Genomic DNA, 25,850 nt, shown 5'->3' on the forward strand with positions numbered 1-25,850 from the left:
AGAGGGCTTGGGGAGAGGGGGGCTGGGAAAAACGGCCATCCCGCAGCATATCCTAGACACATGCCCATATGGCAAGGATGGGTGAGAAAGGTAGGTTTGCGGCAGTCGCCACCGCTCGCAGGGAGTCCGAGCGAAATCGGCTGGCAAGTCCCTGCGCATGGCGCGGCTGAACAAGAGCGGTGCGCGGACAAACCGCGGTCTGGCTGGAGAGGGCAATAAATCGAATTGGATGCGGCCGCGGCGAACTATAGTGGCAATGGTTCGAACGCAAACGGTGGCGGATGGGGCGGCGGCATGAAACAGACCGAACAGACCTTGCTGGAGCAACTTCGCATCACGGAATTCGAGATCGAGCAGCGCAAAACGCTGTTCGTGCTGGAGCCGCGCGACGAGTTGCTGCTGCGCGCCGCCGGCACGGCGATAGAGGCGCATCTCGATGACCTGGTGGACCGCTTTTACGAGCTGCAAACCAGCACGCCGGAAATCGCGCTGCTGATAGGCGACGCCGACACGCTGCAGCGGCTGCGCGCGGCGCAGCGCCGCTATGTGATAGACCTGTTCAGCGGCGTTTACGATCTGGACTACGTCAACAACCGTCTCCGCATCGGCCTGGTGCACAAGCGCATAGGCGTGGAGCCCAAGCTATACCTGGCGGCGGTGCAGACCCTGAAAACCCTGCTGGTCCAGAAGCTGAGCGAGCTGCTGCCGGATCCAGACGTGCGCGTGCATACCCTGTTGGCGCTGGACAAGCTGGTGATGTTCGACGTGGCGCTGGTGTTCGAGACTTATATCCGCAGCTTGGTGGCGGAGATCGAAACCTCGCGCAACAAGTCCGAGCAATATGCCCGCCTGCTGGAGGAGAAGGTGGCGATGCGCACCCGCCAACTGGAGGAGCTGTCGCGCACCGATCCGCTGACTGGATTGCTGAACCGCCGTTATCTGGACGAGACGCTGACCCGGGTATTGCGCGGGGCGCAGTATAGGCGCGAGACGGTGGCGCTGGTGTATGTGGACATCGACGATTTCAAGCGCATCAACGACAGCCAGGGCCATCAGCGCGGAGACGAGATCCTGCGCGTGCTGGGCGACATCATCGGCCGCATTTCCCGCACCGAGGACGGCTGCTTCCGCTACGGCGGCGACGAGTTCTGCATCGTGCTGCCCAATTGCGATGCCCGGCAGGCCGAGGAAACCTTCATGGCGCGGCTGGCCTTGGAAATGGCGAAAGCCTTGCCCGACGTGCGCCTCAGCATGGGATGCGCCGAAACCGGCCCCGACGAGTTCATCTTGCCCGATGTCTTGCTGGGCGCGGCGGATCAGCGCATGTACCGGGTCAAGCAGCTAGGCCGCAAGCTCGGGGCGGAAGCGGAAGCGGAAGGAGAAGAGGCGAGGGAAGCGCCGCAGTCCGAGCCAAGCCGCAACGGCGCGGACGGTTGCTGACTTACAAGCGGCAGACCCGGTCGCGTCCGCCTTGTTTGGCCTGGTACAGCGCCTGGTCGGCCCTTTGCTGCGCGCTGGCGAAATCCTGCTGGCGGCATTGCCATTCGCAAATGCCGGCGGAGAAGCTGCAACTCAGCTCCGGGTGGCCGGGCAGCGGCCGCAGCTGGCCGAACTGCTGGCGCAGCCGCTCCGCCACGGCGTAGCCGGTGTCGGTGGAGGTGTCAGGCATCACCAGGCAGAACTCCTCGCCGCCGTAGCGGATCAGCAGATCGTTCTCGCGCACGCCGTTGTTGAGCACGCCGGCCAGCGCCTGCAGCACCACGTCGCCGGCCGGATGGCCGAAGCGGTCGTTGATGGATTTGAAGTGGTCGATGTCCAGCATCACCACGCAAACGCGCTCGGTGGAGGCTTCCAGCGTGCGCAGCCAGTACTGCAGGGCGCGGCGGTTGCCGGTCGCCGTCAGCGGGTCGATATTGGCGGCATCCTCCAGACGGCTGTTCTGCCGCTGCATCGCGATGTTGAGAAAGCCTACGGCGCCGCAGACCTGGGCCGCGGCCGCGAAGGTCAGCGCCAGATGGTGGATGGTGTCCTCGGTGTGGGGCAGCAGGGGCAGGCCCTGCAGATGGCGCCAGATGTCGCTGGCGTCGCGCCAGACGAAAAAGCCTGCGCTGATCAGGAATAGCAGGGAGGTGGGGCTGAAGCGGTTATGGCACACCTTGCTTTCGGCCTGCCAGTACAGCCAGGCGGCAGCCAGATACAGCAGCGGAATTTCCACGGCGTCCACGATCAACTGCGCCGTGGTCCATGGCACCCACTGGTTCAGTCCGGCGTAGGCGGCCACCGCCAGCCACAGCCAGTTCGGCAGCCGCATGCCGATCAAGCGGGCAATGACCATCAGTTGCAGGGTGATGCCGCCTGTCGTCATGGCGGGGCCGATAGTGCGTTGCAGGAAAGCTGGGCTTAGCAGATGCCCCTCCAGCAGCATGCCGCCGGCCAGCAGCAGCGAGGCTTGCAGCCAGCGCCGCCGCGCGCGGAGCAGGTCGGCGCGGACGCTGTGCTGCCACGTGATGAGGCCTATGCTGGCGACGGCCAGCGACACCATGATGAGAAGGTAGTCGGACATGTGCTGGTCACGCGGTGCGGAGCGATAATCGCTTTATTCTAGCAAAGGCCGCGGATGGGGCGATTGTCCGGCAAATGTCGACTGCCCCTAGAAGCGGGCCACCACCTTGCGCCGGATGCTGTAATCGGGACGCAGGCTGGCTTCGGCGTCGAGGAAGTAGCGGTTGCTGTCCAGCAGGAAATGCGCGTCGTCGGCGACGTCCGGGTCGGACCACAGCTGGAACAGCCTCAATACTTGCTGTGGATGGACGCTGCGAGCGAGCGCCTCGCGGAATGGCCGCTCGCTGAGCATGCGGGCGATGGATGCCAGCAGCCGCAGATGATCCGGCTGGGTTTCCCGCGGCAGAATCAGGAACAGGAAGCTGTGCGCCGGCGCGCAGTCCGGAGCGGCGAACTCCAGGCCCTGCTTCAAACGCAGAAACAGCGCATGGGCTTCGGCGAGGCCGGGCATGCGGGCGTGCGGCAGCGCCAGGCCATGGCCCAGGGCAGTGCTGCCGGATTGCTCGCGCAGCGTCAGCGCGGAGGCAAGGTTCTGGGCATTCAGCGCGTGGCGCTGGCCCAGTTGGCGGGCGGCGTATTCGAACAGCTGGTGTTTGCCGGCTATGTCCACGTCCAGCAGGATATCGCCGATTTGGCAGAGGTCGGTCAGGGTTTGCATGGAGGCGTACTCCCGTGTCGGGTTAGGATGACGCTGCCATGCTAGGACGCGGCGGCTAAATTGAAGCTAAAGAACGGGCCGCGCCGCATCAAAATCTTGTCAACGGTTCGATTGCGCCGGCTGCAGCGCGTCCTTGACCGCAGAAGCCTGCTCTTTCAGCTTGTCCACCTGCTGTTTCAGTTCCGGGTTGAGCGCGGAGGCCGCGTCCACCGCCTGCCTGGCCGCGCCCATGGCGGCGCTGGCCTGCTGGTGCAATTGGCCCAGCGGGGCGCTGGCGCCGTCCACGCTTTGATGCACGCTGCCTATGGCGGCGGAAGCGGCCTCCTGCAGTTGGGCGGTCTGTTGCTGGTTGCAGCCGGCCAGCAGCAAGGCGCTGGTTGCGGCGATCATCGCGGTGCGCATGATGGAGTCCTGTGGCGGAAGATCTTGCTACAGAGCGGCGGCGGCGGCGCAAGTTCCGCGCGGCCATCACGAGATGACATTGGCAATATTGGGCGTTTGGGTTTAACGTGTCGATTCCCGATACCGACTGGAGCCAGCCATGTTCACTGTCAGCGTTCTTTATCCGCATCGCGCGGGCGCGCATTTCGATTTCGACTATTACCTGCAAAACCACATTCCCATGGTGCGGCAGTTGCTGGGCCATGTCTTGAAAGGCGCGCGGGTAGACCGCGGTCTGGCCGGCGTCGAGAACGGCAGCCAGCCGGGCTATGCCGCGCTGGCCCTGCTGCAGTTTGACAGCATAGAAGCCTTCCAGCAGGCCTTTGGCCCGGTGGCGGCGCGCATCATGGGCGACGTGCCGAACTACACCGATATCCAGCCGCAGATCCAGTACAGCGAAGTGGTGCTGTTGGATGAGCGCCAGCCCGGCGTCAACGGCTGGTACGCCGACGCGGAATAAGCTTCAAGCCAGCAGCCGTTCGGCCAGGCCGTCCGGCGCCTGGCTGACGGCCAGCCGCGGCGCGCCGTGCCAGGCGGCGAGCTTGCTCAGGGCGCCTTGCAGATCGCCCGCCAGCCTTTGGCTGACGCGCACGCCCGGCTCCAGGTGCAAGGATTTGACCTCGAACACGCCCTGGGCGCGGTGGGCCTTGGCGTCCAGCCGGCCGATCAACTTGCCGCGGTTCAGTATCGGCAGCGTGAAATAGCCGTATTTGCGCTTGGGCGCCGGCGTGTAGCACTCGATCTTGTAGTCGAAGTCGAACAGCTCCAGCGCGCGCTTGCGATCCCACACCAGCGGGTCGAACGGCGACAGGATGGCGGTGTTGCCGCTGTTCAGCTTGCCTTCGCGCGCCAGCTCCAGTTCCGCGGCCAGGCTGGCGTGGACGAAGGCATCATGGCTCCAGCCCTCCACTTTCACCGGGATCAGCTCGCCCTGGTCGGCCAGGCCGTGCAGCAGCTCGCTGTAGGGCGCGCGCTTGAGCCGGTAGTAGTCCGCCACCCACGCCGGCTTGGCCAGGCCCAGCGCGCGGCAGCTATTGCGGACTTGCTCCCGCCGCACGGCTTCCGGCGAGGGCAGGTCGCGCGCATCGTCCCAGTTTGGCAGCACGCGCTCGGCCAGGTCATAGACGCGCTGGAAGGCGCGCCGCTCCTTCACCATCAGCCGGCCCAGCGTGAACAGCGCCTCCAGGTGGCGCTTCTCCGGCTTCCAGTCCCACCAGCCATTGCCCTTGCCGCCTTGGCGCTCGAAGTCTGCCGAGCGCGCCGGGCCATGCTCGCGGATGCGCTCGACGATGGCTTCGATGTCGGCGCGATGCTGCTCGTACCAGCGCTGCGAAAACTTCCAGCCCATGCTTTCGGCGTTCAGCATGCGGTGGCGCAGCAGGCGGTAGTCCTCCACCGGCACGAAGCAGGCCTCGTGCGCCCAGTATTCGAACAGCGCGCCCTCGGCCAGCAACTGCTCCAGCCAGGCCGGGTCGTAATGGCCGATGCGGCTGTACAAAACCAGATAGGGGCTGCGCGCCACCACGCTGATGGTGTCGATCTGCAGCAGCGCCATGCGGCGGATGGCGGCCAACGCGTCGGCTTTGACCGCCTTGCGGCGCGGCGCGCTCAACAGGCCCTGGGCGGCCAGTTGCAGGTGGCGGGCTTGCTGCAGCGAGAGGTGATGCGTCATGGCTGGCTTGGGAGATGGTCGGGATGGAAACTATAACAGGCGCGGCGATGGCGGTCAGCCGGTGATGCGATTGGCATGACAAGGCGGCGGCTTTGTGGCAGTGTGGACCACCCAATCGCCAAGGAGCTAGCGCATGATCAGCCATCTCGACCACATCGTCCTGACCGTCCGCGACATAGAGGCGGCGGTGGACTTCTACCAGCGCGCGCTCAAGCTGGAGGCGGTGACGTTTAGCAACGGCCGCCGCGCGCTGCGCTTCGGCAACCAGAAGATCAATCTGCAAACCTTGGGCCAGGAGACGCGCAACCACGCCGCCATTGGCTGCGGCGACCTGTGCCTGATCGCTTCCGCGCCCTTGCCGGAGGTGATCGAACACTTGAGGCGCGAGGGCGTGGCCATCGTCGAGGGGCCGGTGACGCGCAGCGGCGCGATGGGACCCATCACCTCGGTGTATTTCAACGATCCGGACGGGAATCTGGTGGAAGTCAGCAGTTACAATTTTTGAAAACCAGGATGCAGGATAAAGAGGCTGGCGTGCCGGAGCATCCTGAGTTGCCGCAGGCGGTGGCTGGAAACTGATGCGGCTATTGATGGAAGAACGAACAGTGGAGAACGGGAAAGTGGAGAACCTGGGCGACGTGCCCAGCCCGATAGATCTGCGCCAGATGGCCGACGCGGCCGAATGGGCGGCCGTCGCGATGGAAAAGCGGCCGTGGCGCGTCGAGTTTTTCGGCCGTTTCGCCCATGAGCTGGCGGGCGCCTGCAGGGTGCTGGAGCTGGGCTCCGGTCCGGGCTTTCTGGCGCGCCACCTGCTGGAACGTTTGCCGCAGCTGCGCCTGGAGCTGTTCGACTTTTCCGAGGCCATGCACCAGCTGGCGCGCGAACGGCTGGGAGTGTTGGCGGAGAGGGCCGACTTTCGCCTGGGCAGCTTCCGCGAAGCGGACTGGGCACGGGGCTTGCCGCTGTACGACGCGGTGATCACCCACCAGGCCGCGCACGAGGTACGGCATAAGCGCCATCTGCCGACGCTGCATCGCCAGGCGCGTTCGCTGCTGCGGCCGGGCGCGCCCTACCTGATGTGCGACCATTACGCTGGCGGCGACGGCATGGCCAATGATCAGTTGTACGCGACGGTGGAAGAACAGGAAGCGGCCTTGCGCCAGGCGGGCTTCGGCGATGTGGCGCTGCTGATGCGTCAGGGCGGGCTGGCGTTTTTCCGCGCCGTGTGAGGGGCTCAGCGCGCAGCGGGCTTGCCGGCGAAAAAATCGCGCAGCAGCGCGTCATAGCCGCCATCGCGGCGCATGGCTTGCAGCGCCAGATTGAAGCGCGTCAGCAGGGCCTGCTGCTGCGAGGCTTTGTTGATGGCGAGGAAGGACGGGTTAGTCACCAGTACTTCCTGAGACAGCGCCACATCATGGTAGCCGCCCTCGCGCAGCGCCAGTTGCAGCGACTCGCGTATGCCCAGCACCACGTCCAGCCGGCCCAGCTTCAGCTGACGTAGGTTCTGTTCATCGCTGTCGCCGTCCAGCGCGCTGAATTTGCCGTCCTTGCGGGCCTGATCGAAAGCGTCGCCATAGCTCCAGCCCGCCATCACCCCTACCCGTTTGCCGTCTAGCTCCTCCAACTTGTGGTAAGGCAGCGCGCCGGCGGGATAGGCCATGACCACGCGCTCGTAGAACAGCGGCAGGCTGAAGTCGAATTGTTTTTCGCGCTCGGCGGTTTTGATGATGCCGCCGGCCGCCGCGCGGCCCTTGCTCAACTCCAGCAGGGCCAGTCGCCAGGAGCCGGCGCGCAGCGTGACGGCGATGCCGGCCCGTTCGCAGATTTTGGCGATCAGCGAGGGGTAGAGCCCGCCGGCGCCGTGCGGGCCGGCGTACATCAGCGGCGGGTTGTTGGCATCGAAATTCACGATCAGGCCAGGCGGCTCGCCGGCCTGGCTGTGCAGGGCGAGGAGAAGCGCCAGCAAAGCCAACAGGGCATGAATGATCTTGTGCGGCATGCGGGACATCGCGAAGGGCGGAATCACCTTTGCAGCATAGTATGCGGATGAGAGCGCCCGCCAAGCGCGCTGAAAACGAAAAACGGAACCCGGGGGGTCCGTTTGCTTTTGCGGCTAGCCAGATGCTCAGGGATAGACGATGCGCAGCAGATTGGTGGAGCCGGGGGTGCCGAAGGGCACGCCGGCGATGATCACCATGGGCTTGCCTTGCTCGGCCAGGCCCAGCTTGGTGGCGCAGAAGGTGGTCTTCACCACCATGTCTTCCAGGTTTTCCGCGTCCGGGCCATGGTAGGCCACTACGCCCCACACCAGAGACAGGCGGCGGGCGGTGGTCAGGTTGGGCGAGATGCCTAGTATCGGCGTAGACGGGCGCTCGCGCGCCAGATACAGACAGGTGGCGCCGCTGGTGGTGAAAGCCACCGACACGGTGACCGGCAGCAGGGTGGCCACCTTGCGCACGCAGGCCGCGATGGCGTCGGTGCGGTCCGGCTCGTCGGCCGCGCTGTAGTCCAGCGCCATCACCTTGCGATAGTCAGGCGCGCCTTCCACGCGGCGGATGATGCGGTCCATGATCTGCACCGCTTCCAGCGGGAACTGGCCGGCGGCGGTTTCGGCTGACAGCATCACCGCGTCCGCGCCTTCGTAGACGGCGGTGGCCACGTCATTGGCTTCGGCGCGGGTCGGCGTGGGGGCGGTGATCATTGACTCCAGCATCTGGGTAGCCACGATGACCGGGCGGCCCAGATGGCGGCATTGGTGCACGATCTTGCGCTGCGCCACCGGAACGTCTTCCGGCGGCAGCTCCACGCCCAGATCTCCGCGCGCCACCATGACGGCGTCGGACAGCATGGCGATGGCGTCCAGGTCATCGACGGCGGACGGTTTTTCGATCTTGGAAATGATGCCTACGCGCTTGCCGACGATGTCGCGCAGCTCTTTGACGTCGGCCGCGGTCTGCACGAAGGACATGGCCAGCCAGTCCGCGCCTTCCGCCAGCGCGAACTCGGCGTCCTTGCGATCTTTGTCGGTGATGACGGACAGCGGCAGCACGGTGTTGGGCAGGTTGAAGCCCTTGTTGCTGGACAGATCGCCGCCGACGGCGACGCGGGTGACGATGCGGCGCGGCTCGACTTGTTCCACGTGAAACGCCAGCTTGCCGTCGTTGACCAGGATGCGGTGGCCGGGCTTCAGCGCGGCGAAAGCTTCCGGATGCGGCAAGGTGGCGCGCTTGTTGTCGCCGGCCACTTCATCCAGCACGAATTCATAGATATCGCCGGTTTGCACCGGCGTGGCATGCGGGAATTTGCCGATGCGCAGCTTGGGGCCCTGCAGGTCCACCACCACGCCCAGCGGGCGGTCCAGCGCCTGCTCGGCGGCGCGGATGGCTTGCAGGCGGGCGCGGTGGTCGTCATGGCTGCCATGGCTCATATTGAGCCGGAAGATATTGACCCCGGCGCGGGCCAATTCCAGGATTTGTTCCGGAGTGCTGGAGGACGGCCCCAGCGTGGCGAGAATTTTGGTGTTGCGAAGCATGACAGTCCTTTGCGGCCCATCCGGCCGGTTGATCAGGAGCGAGGTGGCGTATGGCGGCCATGCCGTCGGCCGAGCAGCGGCGCTTCGCGCCGGCTGGCGATATGGCTTCATTTGAAATGATGCCATATCGTGGCGACGGATTTCTTGCGCTGGGTCCAAAATTTGTCGTCCAGCGGCGAGAGCCATCCTGCCATATCTGGCATGTAGCGTCATAACTACGTAAATGTGGCTTTTCGATTGTAAAACAACGTTTAGTCGGTCTGGTCTGCCAGATATTTGCGCCTATTTTTTTCGATTGTTTTCTTATTTTTTCCTTTTCAATGATTCGAGTGTAGCGCATGAAAATGCCCGCCCTGCGGGCTTATGCGCGGATTTTCCCTGCCGTCGGGACGGTTAGGCGGGAGTCGCGCGGTCTCGTTTCCAAAAATGCTGTCTTTTTTGAATTTTGCAGTGCAGCAAGTAGCTTGATGTAAAAATGTAGCGTCATGCTACATCAAGTAGGTATTTGATATTTAATGATTATTTTGAGGTGTTCTCTGTTGGATTGTTGGGAGTCGCGACAAAAAGTGTACTTTTTCTTACACGGTGATTGACATCCGGCTGTTCGGGCATAGAATTGTCCGCAAATAAAACGAACGTCATAAGCAAAAAAAGCAACATACAACGCAACGTTGACATCCCCGGCTGTTAACCACGCCGCCTTACCGGCAATCAGGAGAAGACACAATGAGCGATCAATACGTACTGGCCTTGGATCAGGGCACCACCAGTTCCCGCGCCATCCTGTTCAACCGCAGCGGCGACATCGTGTCGCTGGCGCAAAAGGAGTTCCGCCAGATCTACCCGCAGGCGGGCTGGGTCGAGCATGACCCGCAGGAAATCTGGGGCGGCCAGGCGGGCGTCGCCGCCGAAGCGGTGGCCAAGGCCGGCATCGATGGTCGCAGCATCGCCGCCATCGGCATCACCAACCAGCGCGAAACCACCATCGTGTGGGATCGCGAAACCGGCCAGCCGGTGTACAACGCCATTGTGTGGCAGGACCGCCGCACCGCCGAGTTCTGCGAAGAATTGAAGTCGCGCGGCCTGGGGGAACTGATTCGTTCCAAAACCGGCCTGCTGGTCGACGCTTATTTCTCCGGCAGCAAGATCAAGTGGATTCTGGACAATGTGCCGGGCGCGCGCGACCGCGCCCGCGACGGCAAGCTGGCCTTCGGCACCGTGGACAGCTGGCTGATCTGGAACTTCACCCATGGCAAGGTGCATGTGACCGACGTGTCCAACGCCTCGCGCACCATGCTGTTCAATATCCACACCCTGGAATGGGACGCCGAGCTGCTGGACATCATGGGCATCCCGGCCTCCATGCTGCCGCAGGTCAAGAGCTCCAGCGAAGTGTACGGCCACACCCACGCCGCTCATCTGGGCGTGGAAATCCCGATCTCCGGCGTGGCCGGCGATCAGCAGGCCGCGCTGTTCGGCCAGCAGTGCACCACGCCGGGCATGGTGAAGAACACCTACGGCACCGGCTGCTTCATGATGCTGAACACCGGCGATACGCCGATCGAATCCAAGAACAATCTGCTGACCACTATCGCCTGGAAGGTGGACGGCAAGGTGCAGTACGCGCTGGAAGGTTCCATCTTCATCGGCGGCGCGGTGGTGAAATGGCTGCGCGACGGTCTGGGCATCATCCGCCACTCGGCTGACGTCGGCCCGCTGGCCCAGGAAGTGAAGAACAGCGACGGCGTCTATCTGGTGCCGGCCTTCGCCGGCCTGGGCGCGCCGCACTGGAACGCCAACGCTCGCGGCACCATCGTCGGCGCCACGCTGGGCACCAAGGCCGCCCACATCGCTCGCGCCGCGCTGGACAGCATCGCCTACCAGACCCGCGACGTGCTGAAGGCGATGGAGGCCGACGCCAAGATGAATATCGCCGAGCTGCGCGTGGACGGCGGCGCCACCGTCAACGAATTATTGATGCAGTTCCAGTCCGACATCCTGGGTGTGGACGTGGTCCGTCCCAAGGTTACCGAAACCACCGCCTTGGGCGCGGCCTACCTGGCCGGCCTGGCAGTCGGCTACTGGAAGAGCGTGGACGACATCCAGGGCCAGTGGCAGCTGGACCGCCGCTTCCAGCCGGACCTGCCGGCGGAGGAAGTGGCCGCCAGCGTCAAGGGTTGGCAGCGCGCGGTGAACGCGGCCAAGGTCTGGGCTGACGATCAGGACTGACGGGGCGCGGCCGGCGGTAGCCCGGTTCGGCGGCTTGCCGCCTTGAGCGGGGCCGCCGGCCGCTTCCAAGCGATGACTGCATGACCTGCCGCCGGGAGCGGCGGGCAACCCTACATAAAGTTGGAAAGAGACAATCATGAATCCTTTGATGGGCGAATTCATCGGCACCGCCTTGCTGGTGCTGCTGGGCAACGGCGTGGTGGCCAACGTATTGCTGAAAAACACCAAGGGCCATAACAGCGGCCTGATCGTGGTGGCTTTCGGCTGGGCGATGGCGGTATTCGTCGGCGTCTTCAGCGTGGCGGCGATCAGCGGCGCCCACCTGAATCCGGCGGTGTCCGTTGCCTTGGCCGTGGCCGGCAAATTCCCGTGGGACAAGGTGCCGGGCTACATCGCCGCGCAGATGCTGGGCGGCATGGCCGGCGCCGGCCTGATGTGGCTGATCTATCGCAAGCACTATGAAACCACGGATTGCGCCGACACCAAGCTGGCCACCTTCTGCACCGGCCCGGCCATCCGCAGCCTGCCGGGCAACCTGGTGTCCGAGATCGTCGCCACCTTTGTGCTGGTGTTCGCCATCCTGTCCATGGTGGCGCCCAAGATGTCGCTGGGCGCGATCGACGCGCTGCCGGTGGCGCTGCTGGTGCTGGGCATAGGCGTGTCGCTGGGCGGCACCACCGGCTACGCCATGAGCCCGGCGCGCGACCTGGCGCCGCGCATCATGCACGCCATCCTGCCGATTCCGGGCAAGCGCGACAGCGACTGGGGCTACTCCTGGGTGCCGGTGATCGGTTCGCTGATCGGCGGCACGCTGGCGGCGCTGGCCTACACGCTGTAATCCGCATGGCGGCGCGCCTCCCGGCGCGCCGTTTTTCCTTTTTCGTTCGTTTTCCCCTCCGGCGCGTGCCGGTAAAATCCCTTCATATATAAGCAATTGCCGGCCGCTTTCGTGTCCAGGGCATGGTTTTGCACGCTCAAATCGCGCCATTATGTTGTTTAAGAGAAAAATAACGAACAAGAAATGTTTTATTTATGTTCCTTAACAGCTATTGTGGATAGAATGGAAGTGACGGAACAAGCAAGGATTCGGGCAATGAAGGTATACGACTTGATGGTGATAGGCGGCGGCATCAACGGCGCCGGCATCGCGCGCGACGCGGCCGGACGCGGCTTGTCGGTGGCGCTGTGCGAAAAGGACGATCTGGCCTCGCACACCTCCTCGGCCAGCACCAAGCTGATACATGGCGGCCTGCGTTATCTGGAGTATTACGAGTTCGGCCTGGTGCGCAAGGCGCTGCAGGAGCGCGAAGTCTTATTGAAGGCGGCGCCGCACATCATCTGGCCCTTGCGCTTCGTGATGCCGCACGCGCGCGACCAGCGTCCGGAATGGATGATACGTTGCGGCCTGTTCCTGTATGACCACCTGGCCAAGCGCGAAGTCTTGCCTGGTTCCGAAACCGTCAGCTTCGCCAAGCACCCTGCCGGCGCGCCGTTGAAAGACGCCTTCAAGCGCGGCTTCGTCTACTCCGACGGCTGGGTGCAGGACGCGCGCCTGGTGGTGCTGAACGCGATGGACGCCGCCGAGCGCGGCGCCGATATCCATACCCGCACCGCCTGCGTGGCGGCGCGGCGTGACGGCGAACACTGGCTGTCCACGCTTGAGCGCGAGGACGGCAGCCGTTTCGAAGTGCGTTCGCGCGCGCTGGTCAACGCCGCCGGCCCCTGGGTGCAGAGCCTGATAGAAGACAAGCTGGCCATGCCGTCCAGCAAGTCCATCCGTCTGGTCAAGGGCAGCCACATCGTGGTGAAGAAAATCTTCGACCACGCCTTCGCCTACATCTTCCAGAACCCGGACAAGCGCATCATCTTCGCCATTCCGTATGAGAAGGATTTCACGCTGATCGGCACCACCGACGTCGAATACCACGGCGATCCGGCCCAGGTGGCGATAGACGGCGACGAAATCCAGTACCTGTGCGAGATGAGCAACCGCTATTTCCACAGCCAGATCACGCCCGCCGACGTGCTGTCCACTTATTCCGGCGTGCGTCCGCTGCTGGACGACGCGTCCGACAACGCCTCCAGCGTCACCCGCGACTACGCGCTGGAGCTGGATCAGCAAGGCGCGCCGCTGCTGTCGGTGTTCGGCGGCAAGATCACCACCTTCCGCAAGCTGGCGGAAGAGGCGGTGGACAAGATCGCGCCGCTGCTCGGTTGCGGCAAGGCCACCTGGACCGCCGAGGCGCCGTTGCCGGGCGGCGACATGCCGGGCGCGGACTTCGGCCGCTTCCTGCAAGGCCTGCGCCAGCGCCACTCCTGGCTGCCGGCAGCGCTGGCCGAGCGCTGGGCGCGCGCTTACGGCACGCGGGTGGCCAAGCTGATCGGCCAGGCGGATTCGCTCGCCGGCCTGGGGGCGGAAGTGCTGCCCGGCCTGTACGAGGCCGAGCTGCAATACCTGGTGGACGCCGAATGGGCCAAGCGCAGCGAGGACATCTTGTGGCGCCGTTCCAAGCTCAAGCTGCATCTGCCGGCCAATGCCGCCGAAGTGATAGATGCCTGGCTGGCCGCGCGCGCGCAGCCGCGCGAGGCGCTGAGCGCCTGATTTCCTGTTTTGAATATTGCGGCCCGGGCTGCATCGTTCCCCCTCTCCCCAACCCCTCTCCCGCGGGGGGAGAGGGGCGGTAGGGAGGATACCCCGCAGGGGCGATCCGCCGAGCGCGCCGGTCTATCCCGATTTTCTATCTTGATTTTGCCTCCTTATCCGCATCGTTCCCCCTTCACCCCAAGCTTTCTCCCGCGGGGGGAGAGAGGCGGTAGGGCGGATGCCCCGCGGGGGCGATCCGCCGAGCGTACCGGTCTATCCCGATTTCCTATCTTGATTTTGCCGCCTTATCGGCATCGCTCCTCCTTCACCCCAAGCTTTCTCCCGCGGGGGGAGAGAGGCGGTAGGGTGGATGCCCCGCGGGGGCGATCCGCCGAGCGTGTCGGTCTATCCCGATTTTCCGTCTTGATTGTGCCGTCCGGGCTGCATCGTTCCCCCTCTCCCCAACCCCTCTCCCGCGGGGGGAGAGGGGCGGTAGGGCGGATGCCCCGCAGGGGCGATCCGCCGAGGGTGCTGGATCTGCAAACGGCGGCCTTGCCGATGGCCGTGCCTGCCCTGGCTGCGGACGCGGAGACGGAGGCCTTGCTTCAGCGTTGGAAAGACTGGTACCGCGCGTTGCCCGGCGACAAGAAGGCGCGCTGCTCGCTGGAATACCTGGTCAAGGCGGCGCGGAAGGACAAGCTGCGCAGCATCCTGCCGCTGGTGGATCTGTACAATCAGGCCTCGCTGCTCAGCCTGGCGCCGTTTGGCGGCGAGGATGTCGACAAGCTGGGCGGCGCGCTGCGGCTGGACCTGGCGCGCGGCGAGGAAACTTTCCTGCCTTTGGGCCGAACCGAGACTGAGCGGCCGCAGTCGGGCGAGGCGGCGTGGTTGAACGGCGAAGGGGAGGTGGTGTGCCGCTGCTTGAACTGGCTGGAGTCCGACCATTTCAAATTGACCGAAGCCAGCCGCAACATTGTCTTCGTTAGCGAACGGCCGGATGCCGGCTTTCCGTCCGGCTCGGCTGGAATGGACTGGCTGGCGCGCGAGCTGGCACCGCATGCCGGGTCGTTGACCCGTTTCCGGCTGGACGCCGCTCATCCCGTGTTCGCAATGTAGGGCCTGCCCGCGGCGCGGTGAGCTTTTGGGTCGAACAAACGCCTATGGCCTCTCACCCGATGCCGTCATGGATGGCGCGGGCAAGGCCAAGGGCCTGCCCGCCCTACCTGACTGCAGGAAAGCATGGCGTAAACCAGCATAAGGAGAGCGCAAGCCTTGTATCAAACCCGCGCGGCCTGTTTTCGGACGGGATGGCTCCGTTGTAGGGCGGGCAGGCCTGAGGCCTTGCCCGCGAGCGTTTGCCGAGATGGAAGCCCGGGCTGGCCGGGCTTCCGTTCTACAGACGGAATTTGTCCACCATCTGCCGCATGTGCTCAGCCAGTTCGTTCAGGCTGAGCACCGCGCCGTGCAGCTCGCCGGCGGCCTGGGTGTTGTCGGCCACCATCTGCGACACCAGCTCGAAGCTGCCGGCTATGGTGTTACACACGGTCTTCTGCTCGGTGATGGCGTCGCGGATCTGCACCACGCCGCCGCTGGCCTCATGCACGCTGTCGTTGGCGGCCCGCAGATTGGACATCACGGTTTCCATGGTGTCGCGGCTTTGCCGGGTGGCGTCCAGGCCGCTCTGCACGGTGCCGCCGACAGACTGCGCGTTGTGGCTCAGCTGTTCCGTTACCTGCTTGATCTCGCTGGCCGCCTTGGCTGAGTTTTCCGCCAGCTTGCGCACCTCGTCCGCCACCACGGCGAAGCCGCGGCCGGTTTCGCCGGCGCGCGCGGCCTCGATAGCCGCGTTCAAGGCCAGCAGATTGGTCTGCTCGGCGATGTCGCGGATCTGCCCGGTCAAATGGCCGATGGCCTGGGTGCTGTCGCGGAAGGCCTGCGAGGCGCTATCCACTTGGCCCATCACCGTGTCTATGGTCTCGGCCTGGCGGCGCAGCCTCCCCACTTCGTCCAGGCCGTCCTGAGTCTTCTGCGCGCTGGTGTGGGAGTCTTCGCTGATGCGCGCGGTTTGGTCGGCGATGGTGTCTATGCTGGTGGCCATCTGTTCCATCGAAGCGGCATTGCTGGCGATGGCGTCGTTCTGGGTCGCCGCGCCGCTGGCCAACGCGCGCGCGGAGCGGCCCAGTTCCTGGCTGGTGTCGCCCACTTGCTGCGCGGCATGGATCAATTCGCGGATCAGCGCGCCCAAGTGGGTGCGCACCGTTTCGCTGCAGGCGGCGATGCGGCCTATCTCGTCCATCCTGCCAGGCTGGAACGGCTGGGTGAAGTCGCCCTCGGCCAGCCGGGTCAGGTCTTCCGCCAAGCGGCGGGTGCGGACGATGATGGCGCGGTTGACGTAGTACAGCAGCAGGCCCATGCCCAGCGCCGTGCCCAGTACCATGGCGAGGGCCACCCGCCATAGCGTGGCATTGGCGTTGGCCACGGCGGCTTCCGAATTGGCCTGGGCGCGCTTGGCGAGGAAGTCGCTGGCCTGGGTCAGCAGCTCGGTCGGCGGGCGGTCCATGCCGGCCACCTGCTTGTCACCGGCCTTGAAGTCAAAGCCGGCCTGCTTGTAGGCGTCCAGCCCTTTGCGGTAGTCGTCGCCCATTTTCTGGTGCGCGGCGACGAATTGCTGCAGCAATTGCTGAGCCTGCGGGTCCGGCACCTGTGCCGCCAGCGTATTGCCTTCTTCGCGCACCTGGCCTTCCCGCTGCTGAAAGTTGCCCCAGTATTTGTCCAGCTTGGCCGGATCCTGGCCGCGCAGCAGGGTGTCCTTCCATTCCTGCACCTGTTTTTTGAAGTCCACTTGCATGGTCAGCACCTGCTGCACGCTGCGCTGATCCTGGGACACTTGATCGCGGAAGGTGCGGATGCTGCCCCACAGCTGGAACAGCGAGAACACGGCGGCGAGCAGCAGAATGGCCATCGCCGCGCCGACGATGGCGGCCAGTTGCCCGGCCAGGGAGGTTTGGCGATCCATAGAGAATCTCCGTGCTAGAACAATGCTTGTTCTAGTTGTAGGGCAGATCGCGATGCCTTACGAATGTTTACTTAGTTAAATCAGTGGTTTTTCATCAGTCTGCCGCTGTGGATAAATTGCTTGAATCAGACGCGCTGTGGATAAATGGCTCAGTCGCGCGGCTGCAGCGGCGGCAGGCGTCGCTGCACCGGGCTGCTTTTGACGATGGAGCTGGCGGTGCTGGCCAGTTCGGACAGGCCGTCCAATATTTCGTCCAGCTCCTGGATGTGATGCAAGGCCAAGCGAGCGATGAAGCAGTCCTCGCCGGTGACCTTGTCGCATTCGATCACTTGCGGCGTGGCGATCAGCCGCGCTTCCAGCGTTTTCAGCTGGCCGGGAAACGGCCGCAGCCGCACCAGGGCGGTCAGGGTGTAGCCCCAGGCCTCGGGATTCACCGTGGCGGTGTAGCCGGAAACGGCGCCGGACTCTTCCAGCCGCTTCAGCCGTTCCGACACGCTGGGGCCGGCCATTTTCAGCCGCCGCGCCAGCTCGGCCAGGCTCTGCCTGGCGTTCTGCCGCAGCAGCTTCACCAGCTCCACATCTATCCAGTCTCGCATTGCAAGGTTCTTTCGAAAAATCGTCTTCCATTCCAAGGTAACAGCGGCTTATTCGACTTGCAATTGGCATGTTTTGGCCGGCCGCGCCCGCCTAGACTGTAGCCATCTCGAAAGCGGAGTCCGCCATGCAGAATTTCAACGATGTCCGTCTGGGCCAGGCGCAGATGCTGGCGGCGATGGCCCTGTCCGGCACCCTGGGCTGGTTTGTGCTGCGGTCCGGCCAGCCGGCGCTCAATGTGGTGTTTTTCCGCTGCTTGATAGGCGCGGGCAGCCTGGCGGGTTTCATCGCCTGGAAAGGCTTATGGCGGCCGTGGCCGTTTACGGCGCGCAGCCTGCTGTGGTGCATGGCTGGCGGCGCGGCGTTGGTGGGCAACTGGCTGCTGTTGTTCAACGCCTACCGCTACAGCTCCATCGGCATCGCCACCGTGGTGTATCAGGCTCAGCCCTTTCTGTTGTACGGCATGGCGGTGCTATGGCTGGGCGAGGCGGCCAGCCGGCGCAAGCTGGCCGCCTTGGGACTGGCTTTTATCGGCCTGCTGTTGATCGTGGGGCCAACGCTGTGGAGCGGCGGCGCGGGCGGCCACTGGTGGCTGGGCGCGGGTCTGGCCCTGGGGGCGGCATTGCTGTATGCGCTGGCTACCATCATCACCAAGCGCTTGCCGCCCGGCATCCCGCCGCATCTGATCGCTTGCGTGCAGGTGATGGTCGGCGTGGTCTTGTTGTGGCCCTTGCTGCAGCCGGCGCGGCTGTCCCAGGCCGACGCGGCCGCGTGGTCTTGCTTGGCGGTGTTGGGCGCGGTGCACACCGGGGCGATGTACATCCTGATGTATTCGGCCTTCCGCAAGCTGCCTACGCATATGATAGGCGCGCTTGGATTTGTTTACCCGCTGGTGGCGGTGTGGGTGGATTATCTGGCTTACGGCCATGCCTTGTTGGCTTGGCAATGGCTGGGCATGGCCTTGATCGTGCTGGCCAATGCCTGGATGAACGGTTGGTTGGGGGCGTGGCGGGGGAGGCGGGCGGCGAGCGAGGCGAGTCCTTCTCCCTCTCCCGCGAGGGCGGCTTCTCGCAGGTGAATTGGGGCGCGGCATAGGGTAAAGCAAGCCGGCGATGGCATGCTGTGGATAAATATTGAAAATGCGGATGGTTGTGGATAAGGGCGAGGCGGCGGCCTCGCCCCTTGTTTTACGCGATCACCCTTACACGATCAGCGCGGCGTCTTCCTCTGCCGCCAGCTGCTTCAGCCTGGGCAGGGCCTGGCCCTGGCTGTCGAACACGTGGCAGTGGCGCGGGTCCGCCTGTACGAAGCGGCGGCTGCCCGGCGCCGGTTCGGCCTCGTGGCCGCTCAGTTTCAGCGCGATGGGCTCCTCGGCGCCTTCCACGCGCAGGTAGACGATTTGCTGGTCGCCCAGGTGCTCCACCAGCTGCACCGTCGCCGGCAGGCCGGATTCGGCGAAAAACAAGTGTTCGGCGCGCGCGCCCAGCGTCAGTTCGCCTGGAGCGGATTCGGCCAGCGGCAGCGTCAGCCGATAGTCGCCCGGCAGTTGCAGCTGCAGGCCGCTGGGCGAATGCTGCAGCGCGCGCGCCGGGATGAAGTTCATCTTCGGCGAGCCGAGGAAGCCGGCGACGAAGCGGTTGGCCGGGCGGTTGTACAGCTCCAGCGGCGTGCCCACCTGTTCGATGCGGCCGGCGTTGAACACCGCGATGCGGTGACCCAGCGTCATCGCCTCTACCTGATCGTGGGTGACGTAGATCATGGTGCTGCCCAGTTCCTGGTGCAGCCGCGCCAGCTCGATGCGCATCTGCACCCTGAGCGCGGCGTCCAGATTGGACAGCGGCTCGTCGAACAGGAACACGCCGGGTTTGCGCACGATGGCGCGGCCTATGGCCACGCGCTGGCGCTGGCCGCCGGACAGGGCCTTGGGCTTGCGGTCCAGCAGGTGCTCGATCTGCAGCGTCAGGGCGGCGCGGTGCACGGCGGCGTCTATCTCCGCCTTGCTGTGGCCGGCCAGCTTCAGGCTGAAGGCCATGTTTTCGCGCACCGTCATGTGCGGGTACAGCGCGTAGCTCTGGAACACCATGGCCAGGCCGCGGCGGGCGGGCTCGACATCGTTGGACAGCCTGTCGTCTATCCACAGTTCGCCGGCGCTGATGTCTTCCAGGCCGGCGATCATGCGCATCATGGTGGACTTGCCGCAGCCGGACGGGCCGACGAAGACCATGAATTCGCCATCGCGGATGTCCAGGCTGACGTCGTGGATCACGGCGTTGCCGTCGTCGTACACCTTGCGGATGTTTTTCAGCGAGAGTCGGGACATCTCATTGCTCCTGATAGGGTTGGCCCAGCGCTACCGGCAGGCGGCCGGCGGCGGCGATTTCGCCGGCCAGGCGGCGGCTGACGGCTTCCAGCGCGGCATCGGCGAAGCCGTAGCTGATCAGCGCCGGCGCGGCGATGTCGGCGGCGGCGTAAGGGTTCCATAATGCCAGATGCAAGTCCGGTTTCCAGGTTTGCTGCTCGCGCCGGCCGTAGCGCTCGCGCGTGGTGGAGGCCAGGACGGTGAATACGCCGTCTTGCGGCAGGGTGGACCAGTCCAGTGCGGCGCGCTGCTGGAAACGCACCACTTCCAAGGCATGGCGATGCGACAGCGCGGCCACTAGCTTGCTGGCGGACAGGCCGGCTTCGGACACGCCGTCGGACGGGGCTTGATCCTGCACCACCAGCCGCAGCCGTTGGCCGGCCGGCAGCGTGGGCACCTCGCCATAGGGCGTCAACGCGCGCCGCCAGGCGTCGGCGAACAAGGCCTCGTCGGCCGCGCGCTGCTCCGCGGCGTAGTCGTAATCGTCGCGGCTGGGGTAGCGGCGGATCAACGCGTCCACCCGCTCGGCGGCTTCTTCCAGCCGCGCCTGGGCCAGCTCGCCGCTTTGCACGGCCGCGCGCAAGGCGTCGAAACTGGCCTCCATTTCCTCCGGAAACTGCAGCACCAGGGACAGGTCGGCGCCGGCTTTCAGCGTCTGCACCGACCCGGCGGCCTGGCCCCAACGTTCGCGTATCGCCTTCATGTTCAGCGCGTCGGTGATGGCCACGCCGCGGAAGCCCAATTCGCGCCGCAGCAGGCCGGTGAGGATGGCCGGCGACAAGGTGGCCGGCCATTCAGCGTCCAGCGCCGGGAAGCGGATGTGGGCGCTCATCAGCGCCGGCGCGTGGGCGGACAAGGCCTTGAACGGCGCCAGCTCGTAGTCGCGCAGCTCGGCCTGCGGCTTGTCCACCACCGGCAGGTCCAGATGGGAATCGGTATGGGTGTCGCCATGGCCGGGGAAGTGCTTGACGCAGCAGGCCACGCCTTCCGCCAGATGGCCTTCCATCCAGGCGCGGGCAAGTTGGGCGGCGCGGGCGGGATCGGCGCCGAAGGAGCGCTCGCCTATCACCGGGTTGGCCGGATTGTTGTTCAGGTCCAGCACCGGGGCGAAGTTCCAGTTGACGCCCAGGCTCTTCAGTCCGCGCGCCACCGCGCCGCCCGCCTTGCGCGCCAGCTCGTCGTCGCCGACGGCGGCTAGCGCCATCGCGGCCGGCGCTTGCGGCAGGAACAGGGTGCGCATCACGCCGCCGCCTTCCTGATCCAGCCCGATCAGAATGTCCTCGCCCAACGCGCATTTCAGGTCAGCCGCCAGGCGGCGGGTGGAGGCGGCGTCCGGCACATTGCGGCGGAACAGGCAGATGGCGCGCACCCGCATCTTTTGCAGGCGCGCCGCTTCTTCTTCGCTCAATACCGGGCCTTCCACATCCACCATCAGGCAGCGGCCGGCCAGTTGATCCAGTTGTTCCTTGCTCAGGGTCATTTCACCGCTCCATCGAAGCCGCGCAGGAAGTAGCGCTGGGTAAACAGGAAGACGATCAGGATGGGCAGCACGGTCAGCACCGCGCCGGCCGCCACCACCCGCGTCTTGAAGCTGAAGGCGCCGGCCAGATACAGCACGCCGACAGACAGCGGAAACTTGTCCGGACTGGACATCACGATGGATGGCCAGATGTACTGGTTCCATGCCGACACCGTGGTGAGGATGGTCAGCGCCGCCAGCGCCGGCCGCGACAGCGGCAGCATGATCTTCCAGAAGATTTGCCACTCCGACGCGCCGTCGACGCGCGCGGCGTCTATCAGATCCTGCGGCACCGCCTCGAAGGCCTGTTTCATCAGGAAAATGCCCACCGCGCCGGCCAGCGTCGGCAGCACCACGCCGCTATAGCTGTCGGTCAGCTGCAGCTTGGACACGGTGATGAAGTTGACCAGGAAGTTGACCTCGCTGGGCAGGATCATGGTGGCCAGGATGGCGCCGAACACCAGCCGGCGGCCGGGAAACTGCATCCGCGCCAGCGGGTAGGCGGCCAGCGCGCTGACCAAGAGCGTGCCGGCCACGGTCAGCGCGGTGATGGCGAAGGAGTTGCGATAGAAGGACAGGATGTCGATGCTGGACACCGCCTCGCGGAAGTTGGCCAGCGTCGGCGCCGTGGGCAGCAGGGGCGGCGGGAAGGCGAACACCTCGCCGTCGCCGGACAGCGCCGTCACCAGCGTCCACCAGAAGGGGTAGACGGTGATCAGGCCGATGGCGGCCAGGGCCAGGTAATGGAGCGCGCGGTTGCCCAGGCGGTCCAGCCGCGGCCGCGCGCGGGCGGCGGCTGCGGGCAGGGTGGTGGAAGGATTCATCTCGCCTCCTCAGCGGTCGCGCGGTTGCAGGTAACGGAAATTCAGCCAGGCCAGCACGATGCAGAAGGCCGACATCACCAGGCTGGCGGCCAGCGCGCGGCCGAAGTTCAGCGACTTGATGCCGAACTCGTAGGCGTAATACAGCGCGGTGTAGGTGGACTGCATCGGTCCGCCCTTGGTCAGGATCTGCACTTCCTCGAAGGCCTTGACGGCGGCCAGCACCGACATGATGGAGCACAGCAGGATGGTGGGCGAGAGCAGCGGCACGGTGATGCGCCAGAAGCGCTGCCAGCGGCCGGCGCCGTCCAGCTGCGCCGCTTCGTAGACGTCGGCCGGCACCGATTGCAGGCCGGCCAGGTACAGCACCATATACCAACCTATGCCGCGCCAGACGGTGATGAACATCACGGCGAACAGCGCGATGTGGTCGTCGGTGAGCCAGCCCACCGGGTCATTGATCAGATGCAGCCAGCGCAGCACGGCGTTGAGCACGCCGTCCTCGGTGTACATGAAGTTCCAGATGATGCCTATCACCGATACCGAGGTGACCACCGGCAGATAGTAGGCGGCGCGGAACAGCTTGATGCCGGGCAGATTGTTGTTGACCAGCACCGCCAGCAGCATGGCCAGCAGCTGGATGACCGGCACCACCACCAGATACAGCGCCGAATTCTTCAGCGCCGACAGGAACAGCTCGTCGCCGAACAGATCGCGGAAATTGTCCCAGCCCACCCATTGCGGCGCGTCTATCAGGTTGTAGCGGGTGAAGGCGAGAAAAGAGCCGAAGCCCACCGGCCAGAACGAAAACGCGGCCAGCAGCAGCAGCGCCGGGGCCAGGAAGAGATAAGCCTGCAGGGTGGTCTTGCGGGTGTGGCGCATGGCCTTGGATCCCCTGTGTGATTGTGAAAACGCCCGCCCGCCGCGCGCGGCGGCGGACGGGCCGGGACAACGGTTTACAGCTTGCCGGACCAGTAGGCGGCGGCTTCGTCCAGCGCGGCCTTGGCGTCCTGGCGGCCGGTCACCGCTTTTTCCACCGCGGCCGACAATTTGGCCGACAGCGTGTCGGCGTTCTTCACCGACAGGAACAGGGTGCGGGTCTTGTCCAGGTTGGCGGCGGCGATGCCGACGGCGCGCTCGGCCGGACCGGCGTTGTCGGCCGCTTTCTGGAAGTGCGGGTCCTGCGCCGCCTTGCGCGCGGTGGGCAGGGTGCCGGCCTGTTTGGCGAAGGCCAGCTGGTTGTCGGCGTTGGTCAGGTAATTGCCGAACTTGCCGATTTCCGGCAGCAGCGCCTTGTCCACGTTGCGCGCCACGGCGAAGTTGAACATCCAGCCGCCGGCGGCGATGCCGGTGGGGCCGAGCGGCGCGGCGGCGACGCGGGTGTCGCGGTAGACCTTGGGCGCTTCGTCGCGCACGCGGGTCAGCGTGGTCGGCGTCGATTCCAGCATGGCCAGGCGGCCGCTGTTATACGCCGCCATCGACACCTGGAAGTTGTCCTGAGAGAACAGATTATCTTTCAGCAGCGCGCCGGCCTTGTAGGCGTCGGCCAGCTTTTTGACGAAGGCGACGTGGGCCGGGCTGTTGAAGGCCGGCTTGCCATCCTTGACCACGTCCAGGCCGTTCTGCATCAGCAAGGCCTCGATCTTGGTCGGGCCCAGCGTCGGCGCGAAGCCGGCCACGCCGGTCTTGGCCTTGATGATCTTGGCGTACTTCAGCTCTTCGTCGAAGGACTTGGGCGGCTGGTTCGGGTCCAGGCCGGCCTTCTTGAACAGGGCGGCGTTGTAGGTGATCACATTGGCGCCGTTGTAGTGCGGGAAGGCGTAGACCTTGCCGTTGAAGGTGACGTCCTTCAGCGCGCCCGTCACGTACTGGTTCTTGTCTATCAGGCTGTCCAGCGGCTGGATCAGGCCTTCCTGCTGGTAGTCATAGGCCCAGGGCACGTTCAGGTTGACCAGGGCCGGCGGCTTGCCGGCGCCGACGGCGGCGGTGAACTTGGCCTGGATCACGTCCCAGGGGTAGTCGGTCCATTTGACTTCCACATTGGGGTGCTCGGCGTTGTACTTGGCCACCAGCTGCTTGAAATAGCCGTCGAATTTGGGCGACAGGCTCATGGTCCACACTTCCAGCACCGGCTTGTCGGCGGCGTGGGCGGCCAACGGGGCGGACAGGCCGGCGGCGATCAGCAGGGACAGGCTAAGAGTCTTCAGCTTCATGATTGGTTTTCTCCTTTGTGGCTTCGCCTATCGAACCCGATGGGCGAAGCGGCCGGCACTGTCATGCCGGCCACTGGTTTCATCAGAAGGTCTTGCTGTAGGAAGCGATCACTTTCACGTCGTTGCGGTCCTTCTTGCCGTAGAAGTCGCCGGAGCGATACCAGGCCGGATAGACGCCTATGCTGGCACCCTTGAGCGGGCCGCTTTGCACGGTGTAGCCGGCGCTGAAGTCGAACTCATGCGCCTTGCTGTCGGCGGCGCCGTTCGGATTCTTCAACCCGGTGGCGTAGTTGGCGCTGGCGCCTACCGTGAAGCCGGGCAGGCCGGACTTGGCGAAGTCGTAGTTCACGCCCAGCTTGAGCACCTGGGTGCCGTCCCAGACGAAGTCATCGTCCTGGCCCCAGGTCTGGATGAAGTTGCGGTTGTCGCTATTGCCGTACGGCGTCATGCGGAAGTTCACTTCGCCGCCGTCCGGATTGCGGCTCTTGCCTAGGCCGCCCATCAGCGACAGGCCGCCGCTGGCGTAAGTCAGGCTGCCGCTGGTGTGCCAGGCGGTTTGCGAGTTTTTCATGCCGAGCTGGGCTTCATCCTTGCCCTGGAAGTAGTAGGCGACGCCGGTCAGCGTGTCGCCGCCGGACAACTTCCAGGTGTAGGAGCCGGCGATTTGCGCGGTGCGGCGGTAGTCCTTGCCTTCGCCCACGCCGAAGTCGATGAAGGCGTTCTCCGGCGCGTAGCGCAGACCCAGGCTGTTGACGTAGTCCACTTTCTTGGCGCCGCTGCCGTTGGTGCGTCCCTGTTCCCAGGAGTTGGTCATGTCGCGGAAGCGGTTGTCCCATTCGTTGCGGAACTGGTCGGCCCAGCCATAGCCCACTTCGAAGTCGCCTATCTTGTATTTGCCTTCGAAGCCGCGGTAGGAGTGGGACTGCAAGCCGCCGGAAGTGCCCATGGTGCCAATGCTGATCGGGGTGTAGCCGGCGCGGGCGGAGAAGCCCTGGCCGTCCGGGCTTTGGCGGAATTTCAGCGCGGCCTGGCTCAGCACCACGTCGCTCTTGTCTCTGCCGCCGCCGCCTTCGTTCGGATCGCTTTGGTCGTTGTAGTCGTGGTACAGCACTTCGGAGAAACCTATGCCTTTGGTCAGGCGGATGGAGCTATGGGCGGCGGCGTCGAAGCCTAGGCGGTCCCAGGCATAGCCGGACTTGAAGTTCAGGCCCAGGTTCAAGGCATTGACGCGGATGTCGCCGCCATTGCTGTTGTTCGGCTGCTTTTCCTGGCGGTCGCGGCCGTAGTACAGCGCGCTGAAAGTGGTTTCGGATTTTTTCAGCAGATCGTAAACATCGCTTTCCGGAATGGCCTGGGCAGTGCCTTTCAGCGCCGGGCCATCGCTGCCGGGGGGGATCGTGGAATCGCCGGCGGCCAGAGCCAAGCCGGAACAGGCGGCCATCACGGCCAGCATTATGACGCGTTGCGAGTGCATTTTTTTCTCCAGGGCCAGTTGCGGAATCCATGCTTGGAAGTCCTGGAGGCAAGTTATCTGGTCTTATAGTGGTCTTCAATTGGTATGAGACCATTTGTGTTCAAAATGATTTTAATCGTGTTGCAATGTTGCCATGCAATGTGAATTTCATGATTTAAATCACGTAATAATGGATT

At 64.8% G+C, this 25,850-nt stretch carries 23 protein-coding genes; 9 read left to right on the forward strand and 14 right to left on the reverse strand.

Annotated features, from left to right (window positions below):
• Positions 1 to 294: 294 nt before the first annotated feature.
• Entirely contained in the window at positions 295 to 1,440 is a 1,146-nt protein-coding gene (locus C2I19_RS02390) for a GGDEF domain-containing protein (RefSeq protein ID WP_103901118.1), read from the forward strand.
• Between the two features lies 1 nt (position 1,441).
• On the opposite strand, the gene C2I19_RS02395 is transcribed toward C2I19_RS02390, so the two are convergent.
• From C2I19_RS02395 to C2I19_RS02405, 3 genes are all read right to left on the reverse strand, one after another.
• Entirely contained in the window at positions 1,442 to 2,563 is a 1,122-nt protein-coding gene (locus tag C2I19_RS02395) for a GGDEF domain-containing protein (protein WP_103901119.1), read from the reverse strand.
• A gap of 87 nt (positions 2,564 to 2,650) precedes the next feature.
• A complete protein-coding gene (locus C2I19_RS02400) occupies positions 2,651 to 3,220 on the reverse strand; it encodes a PTS sugar transporter subunit IIA (RefSeq protein WP_103901120.1) in 570 nt (189 codons plus the stop codon).
• Positions 3,221 to 3,319: 99 nt separating this feature from the next.
• Positions 3,320 to 3,622 (reverse strand): hypothetical protein, encoded by a 303-nt coding sequence (locus tag C2I19_RS02405; protein ID WP_233201075.1) that lies wholly within the window; start codon positions 3,620 to 3,622, stop codon positions 3,320 to 3,322.
• A 139-nt stretch (positions 3,623 to 3,761) separates the two neighbouring features.
• On the opposite strand from C2I19_RS02405, the gene C2I19_RS02410 reads away from it, so the two are divergent.
• A complete protein-coding gene (locus C2I19_RS02410; protein WP_103901122.1) occupies positions 3,762 to 4,121 on the forward strand; it encodes an EthD family reductase in 360 nt (119 codons plus the stop codon).
• Between the two features lie 3 nt (positions 4,122 to 4,124).
• Here the strand turns inward: C2I19_RS02410 and C2I19_RS02415 are convergent, their stop codons facing one another.
• Positions 4,125 to 5,333 (reverse strand): winged helix-turn-helix domain-containing protein, encoded by a 1,209-nt coding sequence (locus C2I19_RS02415; protein WP_103901123.1) that lies wholly within the window; start codon positions 5,331 to 5,333, stop codon positions 4,125 to 4,127.
• A gap of 133 nt (positions 5,334 to 5,466) precedes the next feature.
• Here C2I19_RS02415 and C2I19_RS02420 point away from each other — a divergent pair, with 133 nt between their 5' ends.
• Positions 5,467 to 5,838, forward strand: a complete 372-nt coding sequence (locus tag C2I19_RS02420; RefSeq protein WP_103901124.1) for a VOC family protein — start codon at positions 5,467 to 5,469, stop codon at positions 5,836 to 5,838.
• An 85-nt stretch (positions 5,839 to 5,923) separates the two neighbouring features.
• Complete coding sequence (locus C2I19_RS02425; RefSeq protein WP_199181052.1) at positions 5,924 to 6,562, forward strand: class I SAM-dependent methyltransferase; 639 nt, start codon at positions 5,924 to 5,926, stop codon at positions 6,560 to 6,562.
• 5 nt (positions 6,563 to 6,567) lie between these two features.
• Here C2I19_RS02425 and C2I19_RS02430 read toward each other — a convergent pair whose 3' ends face one another.
• Positions 6,568 to 7,332, reverse strand: a complete 765-nt coding sequence (locus tag C2I19_RS02430) for a substrate-binding periplasmic protein (RefSeq protein ID WP_158253617.1) — start codon at positions 7,330 to 7,332, stop codon at positions 6,568 to 6,570.
• A 126-nt stretch (positions 7,333 to 7,458) separates the two neighbouring features.
• Positions 7,459 to 8,865 (reverse strand): pyruvate kinase, encoded by a 1,407-nt coding sequence (gene pyk, locus C2I19_RS02435; RefSeq protein WP_103901126.1) that lies wholly within the window; start codon positions 8,863 to 8,865, stop codon positions 7,459 to 7,461.
• Between the two features lie 726 nt (positions 8,866 to 9,591).
• Here pyk and glpK point away from each other — a divergent pair.
• The 4 genes from glpK to C2I19_RS02455 all read left to right on the forward strand — a co-directional run bounded on the left by glpK (position 9,592) and on the right by C2I19_RS02455 (position 14,794).
• Positions 9,592 to 11,094: a glycerol kinase GlpK gene (glpK, locus tag C2I19_RS02440; RefSeq protein WP_103901127.1), complete on the forward strand. Its 1,503-nt coding sequence runs from the start codon at positions 9,592 to 9,594 to the stop codon at positions 11,092 to 11,094.
• 136 nt (positions 11,095 to 11,230) lie between these two features.
• A complete protein-coding gene (locus C2I19_RS02445) occupies positions 11,231 to 11,932 on the forward strand; it encodes an MIP/aquaporin family protein (protein ID WP_103901128.1) in 702 nt (233 codons plus the stop codon).
• 255 nt (positions 11,933 to 12,187) lie between these two features.
• Complete coding sequence (gene glpD / locus C2I19_RS02450; RefSeq protein WP_103901129.1) at positions 12,188 to 13,696, forward strand: glycerol-3-phosphate dehydrogenase; 1,509 nt, start codon at positions 12,188 to 12,190, stop codon at positions 13,694 to 13,696.
• A gap of 510 nt (positions 13,697 to 14,206) precedes the next feature.
• Positions 14,207 to 14,794, forward strand: a complete 588-nt coding sequence (locus C2I19_RS02455) for a B3/B4 domain-containing protein (protein ID WP_199181053.1) — start codon at positions 14,207 to 14,209, stop codon at positions 14,792 to 14,794.
• A 277-nt stretch (positions 14,795 to 15,071) separates the two neighbouring features.
• Here the strand turns inward: C2I19_RS02455 and C2I19_RS21955 are convergent, their stop codons facing one another.
• Together C2I19_RS21955 and C2I19_RS02465 are read right to left on the reverse strand one after the other, a co-directional pair.
• Positions 15,072 to 16,694, reverse strand: a complete 1,623-nt coding sequence (locus tag C2I19_RS21955) for a methyl-accepting chemotaxis protein (RefSeq protein ID WP_103901131.1) — start codon at positions 16,692 to 16,694, stop codon at positions 15,072 to 15,074.
• Between the two features lie 149 nt (positions 16,695 to 16,843).
• Positions 16,844 to 17,290 carry an Lrp/AsnC family transcriptional regulator gene (locus tag C2I19_RS02465; RefSeq protein WP_103901132.1) on the reverse strand — a complete coding sequence of 149 codons (447 nt, stop codon included), beginning with the start codon at positions 17,288 to 17,290 and terminating at the stop codon, positions 16,844 to 16,846.
• Positions 17,291 to 17,415: 125 nt separating this feature from the next.
• Between C2I19_RS02465 and C2I19_RS02470 the strand changes: the two genes are divergently transcribed.
• Positions 17,416 to 18,366, forward strand: a complete 951-nt coding sequence (locus C2I19_RS02470) for a DMT family transporter (protein ID WP_103901133.1) — start codon at positions 17,416 to 17,418, stop codon at positions 18,364 to 18,366.
• Positions 18,367 to 18,489: 123 nt separating this feature from the next.
• On the opposite strand, the gene C2I19_RS02475 is transcribed toward C2I19_RS02470, so the two are convergent.
• The 6 genes from C2I19_RS02475 to C2I19_RS02500 all read right to left on the reverse strand — a co-directional run bounded on the left by C2I19_RS02475 (position 18,490) and on the right by C2I19_RS02500 (position 25,674).
• Positions 18,490 to 19,608 (reverse strand): ABC transporter ATP-binding protein, encoded by a 1,119-nt coding sequence (locus C2I19_RS02475; protein WP_103901134.1) that lies wholly within the window; start codon positions 19,606 to 19,608, stop codon positions 18,490 to 18,492.
• A gap of 1 nt (position 19,609) precedes the next feature.
• Positions 19,610 to 21,127 (reverse strand): beta-N-acetylhexosaminidase, encoded by a 1,518-nt coding sequence (gene nagZ, locus C2I19_RS02480; protein ID WP_103901135.1) that lies wholly within the window; start codon positions 21,125 to 21,127, stop codon positions 19,610 to 19,612.
• Positions 21,124 to 21,990 carry a carbohydrate ABC transporter permease gene (locus C2I19_RS02485; protein WP_103901136.1) on the reverse strand — a complete coding sequence of 289 codons (867 nt, stop codon included), beginning with the start codon at positions 21,988 to 21,990 and terminating at the stop codon, positions 21,124 to 21,126. Before C2I19_RS02485 ends, nagZ begins: the two co-directional genes overlap by 4 nt.
• A gap of 9 nt (positions 21,991 to 21,999) precedes the next feature.
• Positions 22,000 to 22,869: a carbohydrate ABC transporter permease gene (locus tag C2I19_RS02490; protein ID WP_103901137.1), complete on the reverse strand. Its 870-nt coding sequence runs from the start codon at positions 22,867 to 22,869 to the stop codon at positions 22,000 to 22,002.
• A 74-nt stretch (positions 22,870 to 22,943) separates the two neighbouring features.
• Positions 22,944 to 24,200: an ABC transporter substrate-binding protein gene (locus C2I19_RS02495; RefSeq protein ID WP_103901138.1), complete on the reverse strand. Its 1,257-nt coding sequence runs from the start codon at positions 24,198 to 24,200 to the stop codon at positions 22,944 to 22,946.
• Between the two features lie 82 nt (positions 24,201 to 24,282).
• A complete protein-coding gene (locus C2I19_RS02500) occupies positions 24,283 to 25,674 on the reverse strand; it encodes an OprD family outer membrane porin (RefSeq protein ID WP_103901139.1) in 1,392 nt (463 codons plus the stop codon).
• Positions 25,675 to 25,850 lie beyond the last annotated feature (176 nt).

The sequence above is a fragment of the Chromobacterium alticapitis genome, from assembly GCF_002924365.1.
GTDB classification, from domain to species: Bacteria; Pseudomonadota; Gammaproteobacteria; order Burkholderiales; family Chromobacteriaceae; genus Chromobacterium; species Chromobacterium alticapitis.

What these genes read in the sequence shown, in the direction of transcription:
- C2I19_RS02390 (WP_103901118.1), top strand. Translation starts at nt 295, where the DNA reads ATGAAACAGACCGAACAGACCTTGCTGGAGCAACTTCGCATCACGGAA.
- C2I19_RS02430 (WP_158253617.1), bottom strand. Translation starts at nt 7,332, where the DNA reads ATGCCGCACAAGATCATTCATGCCCTGTTGGCTTTGCTGGCGCTTCTC.
- nagZ (WP_103901135.1), bottom strand. Translation starts at nt 21,127, where the DNA reads ATGACCCTGAGCAAGGAACAACTGGATCAACTGGCCGGCCGCTGCCTG.
- C2I19_RS02400 (WP_103901120.1), bottom strand. Translation starts at nt 3,220, where the DNA reads ATGCAAACCCTGACCGACCTCTGCCAAATCGGCGATATCCTGCTGGAC.
- C2I19_RS21955 (WP_103901131.1), bottom strand. Translation starts at nt 16,694, where the DNA reads ATGGATCGCCAAACCTCCCTGGCCGGGCAACTGGCCGCCATCGTCGGC.
- pyk (WP_103901126.1), bottom strand. Translation starts at nt 8,865, where the DNA reads ATGCTTCGCAACACCAAAATTCTCGCCACGCTGGGGCCGTCCTCCAGC.
- glpD (WP_103901129.1), top strand. Translation starts at nt 12,188, where the DNA reads ATGAAGGTATACGACTTGATGGTGATAGGCGGCGGCATCAACGGCGCC.
- C2I19_RS02470 (WP_103901133.1), top strand. Translation starts at nt 17,416, where the DNA reads ATGCAGAATTTCAACGATGTCCGTCTGGGCCAGGCGCAGATGCTGGCG.
- C2I19_RS02465 (WP_103901132.1), bottom strand. Translation starts at nt 17,290, where the DNA reads ATGCGAGACTGGATAGATGTGGAGCTGGTGAAGCTGCTGCGGCAGAAC.
- glpK (WP_103901127.1), top strand. Translation starts at nt 9,592, where the DNA reads ATGAGCGATCAATACGTACTGGCCTTGGATCAGGGCACCACCAGTTCC.
- C2I19_RS02490 (WP_103901137.1), bottom strand. Translation starts at nt 22,869, where the DNA reads ATGCGCCACACCCGCAAGACCACCCTGCAGGCTTATCTCTTCCTGGCC.
- C2I19_RS02475 (WP_103901134.1), bottom strand. Translation starts at nt 19,608, where the DNA reads ATGTCCCGACTCTCGCTGAAAAACATCCGCAAGGTGTACGACGACGGC.
- C2I19_RS02405 (WP_233201075.1), bottom strand. Translation starts at nt 3,622, where the DNA reads ATGCGCACCGCGATGATCGCCGCAACCAGCGCCTTGCTGCTGGCCGGC.
- C2I19_RS02445 (WP_103901128.1), top strand. Translation starts at nt 11,231, where the DNA reads ATGAATCCTTTGATGGGCGAATTCATCGGCACCGCCTTGCTGGTGCTG.
- C2I19_RS02420 (WP_103901124.1), top strand. Translation starts at nt 5,467, where the DNA reads ATGATCAGCCATCTCGACCACATCGTCCTGACCGTCCGCGACATAGAG.
- C2I19_RS02415 (WP_103901123.1), bottom strand. Translation starts at nt 5,333, where the DNA reads ATGACGCATCACCTCTCGCTGCAGCAAGCCCGCCACCTGCAACTGGCC.
- C2I19_RS02395 (WP_103901119.1), bottom strand. Translation starts at nt 2,563, where the DNA reads ATGTCCGACTACCTTCTCATCATGGTGTCGCTGGCCGTCGCCAGCATA.
- C2I19_RS02495 (WP_103901138.1), bottom strand. Translation starts at nt 24,200, where the DNA reads ATGAAGCTGAAGACTCTTAGCCTGTCCCTGCTGATCGCCGCCGGCCTG.
- C2I19_RS02425 (WP_199181052.1), top strand. Translation starts at nt 5,924, where the DNA reads ATGGAAGAACGAACAGTGGAGAACGGGAAAGTGGAGAACCTGGGCGAC.
- C2I19_RS02500 (WP_103901139.1), bottom strand. Translation starts at nt 25,674, where the DNA reads ATGCACTCGCAACGCGTCATAATGCTGGCCGTGATGGCCGCCTGTTCC.
- C2I19_RS02485 (WP_103901136.1), bottom strand. Translation starts at nt 21,990, where the DNA reads ATGAATCCTTCCACCACCCTGCCCGCAGCCGCCGCCCGCGCGCGGCCG.
- C2I19_RS02410 (WP_103901122.1), top strand. Translation starts at nt 3,762, where the DNA reads ATGTTCACTGTCAGCGTTCTTTATCCGCATCGCGCGGGCGCGCATTTC.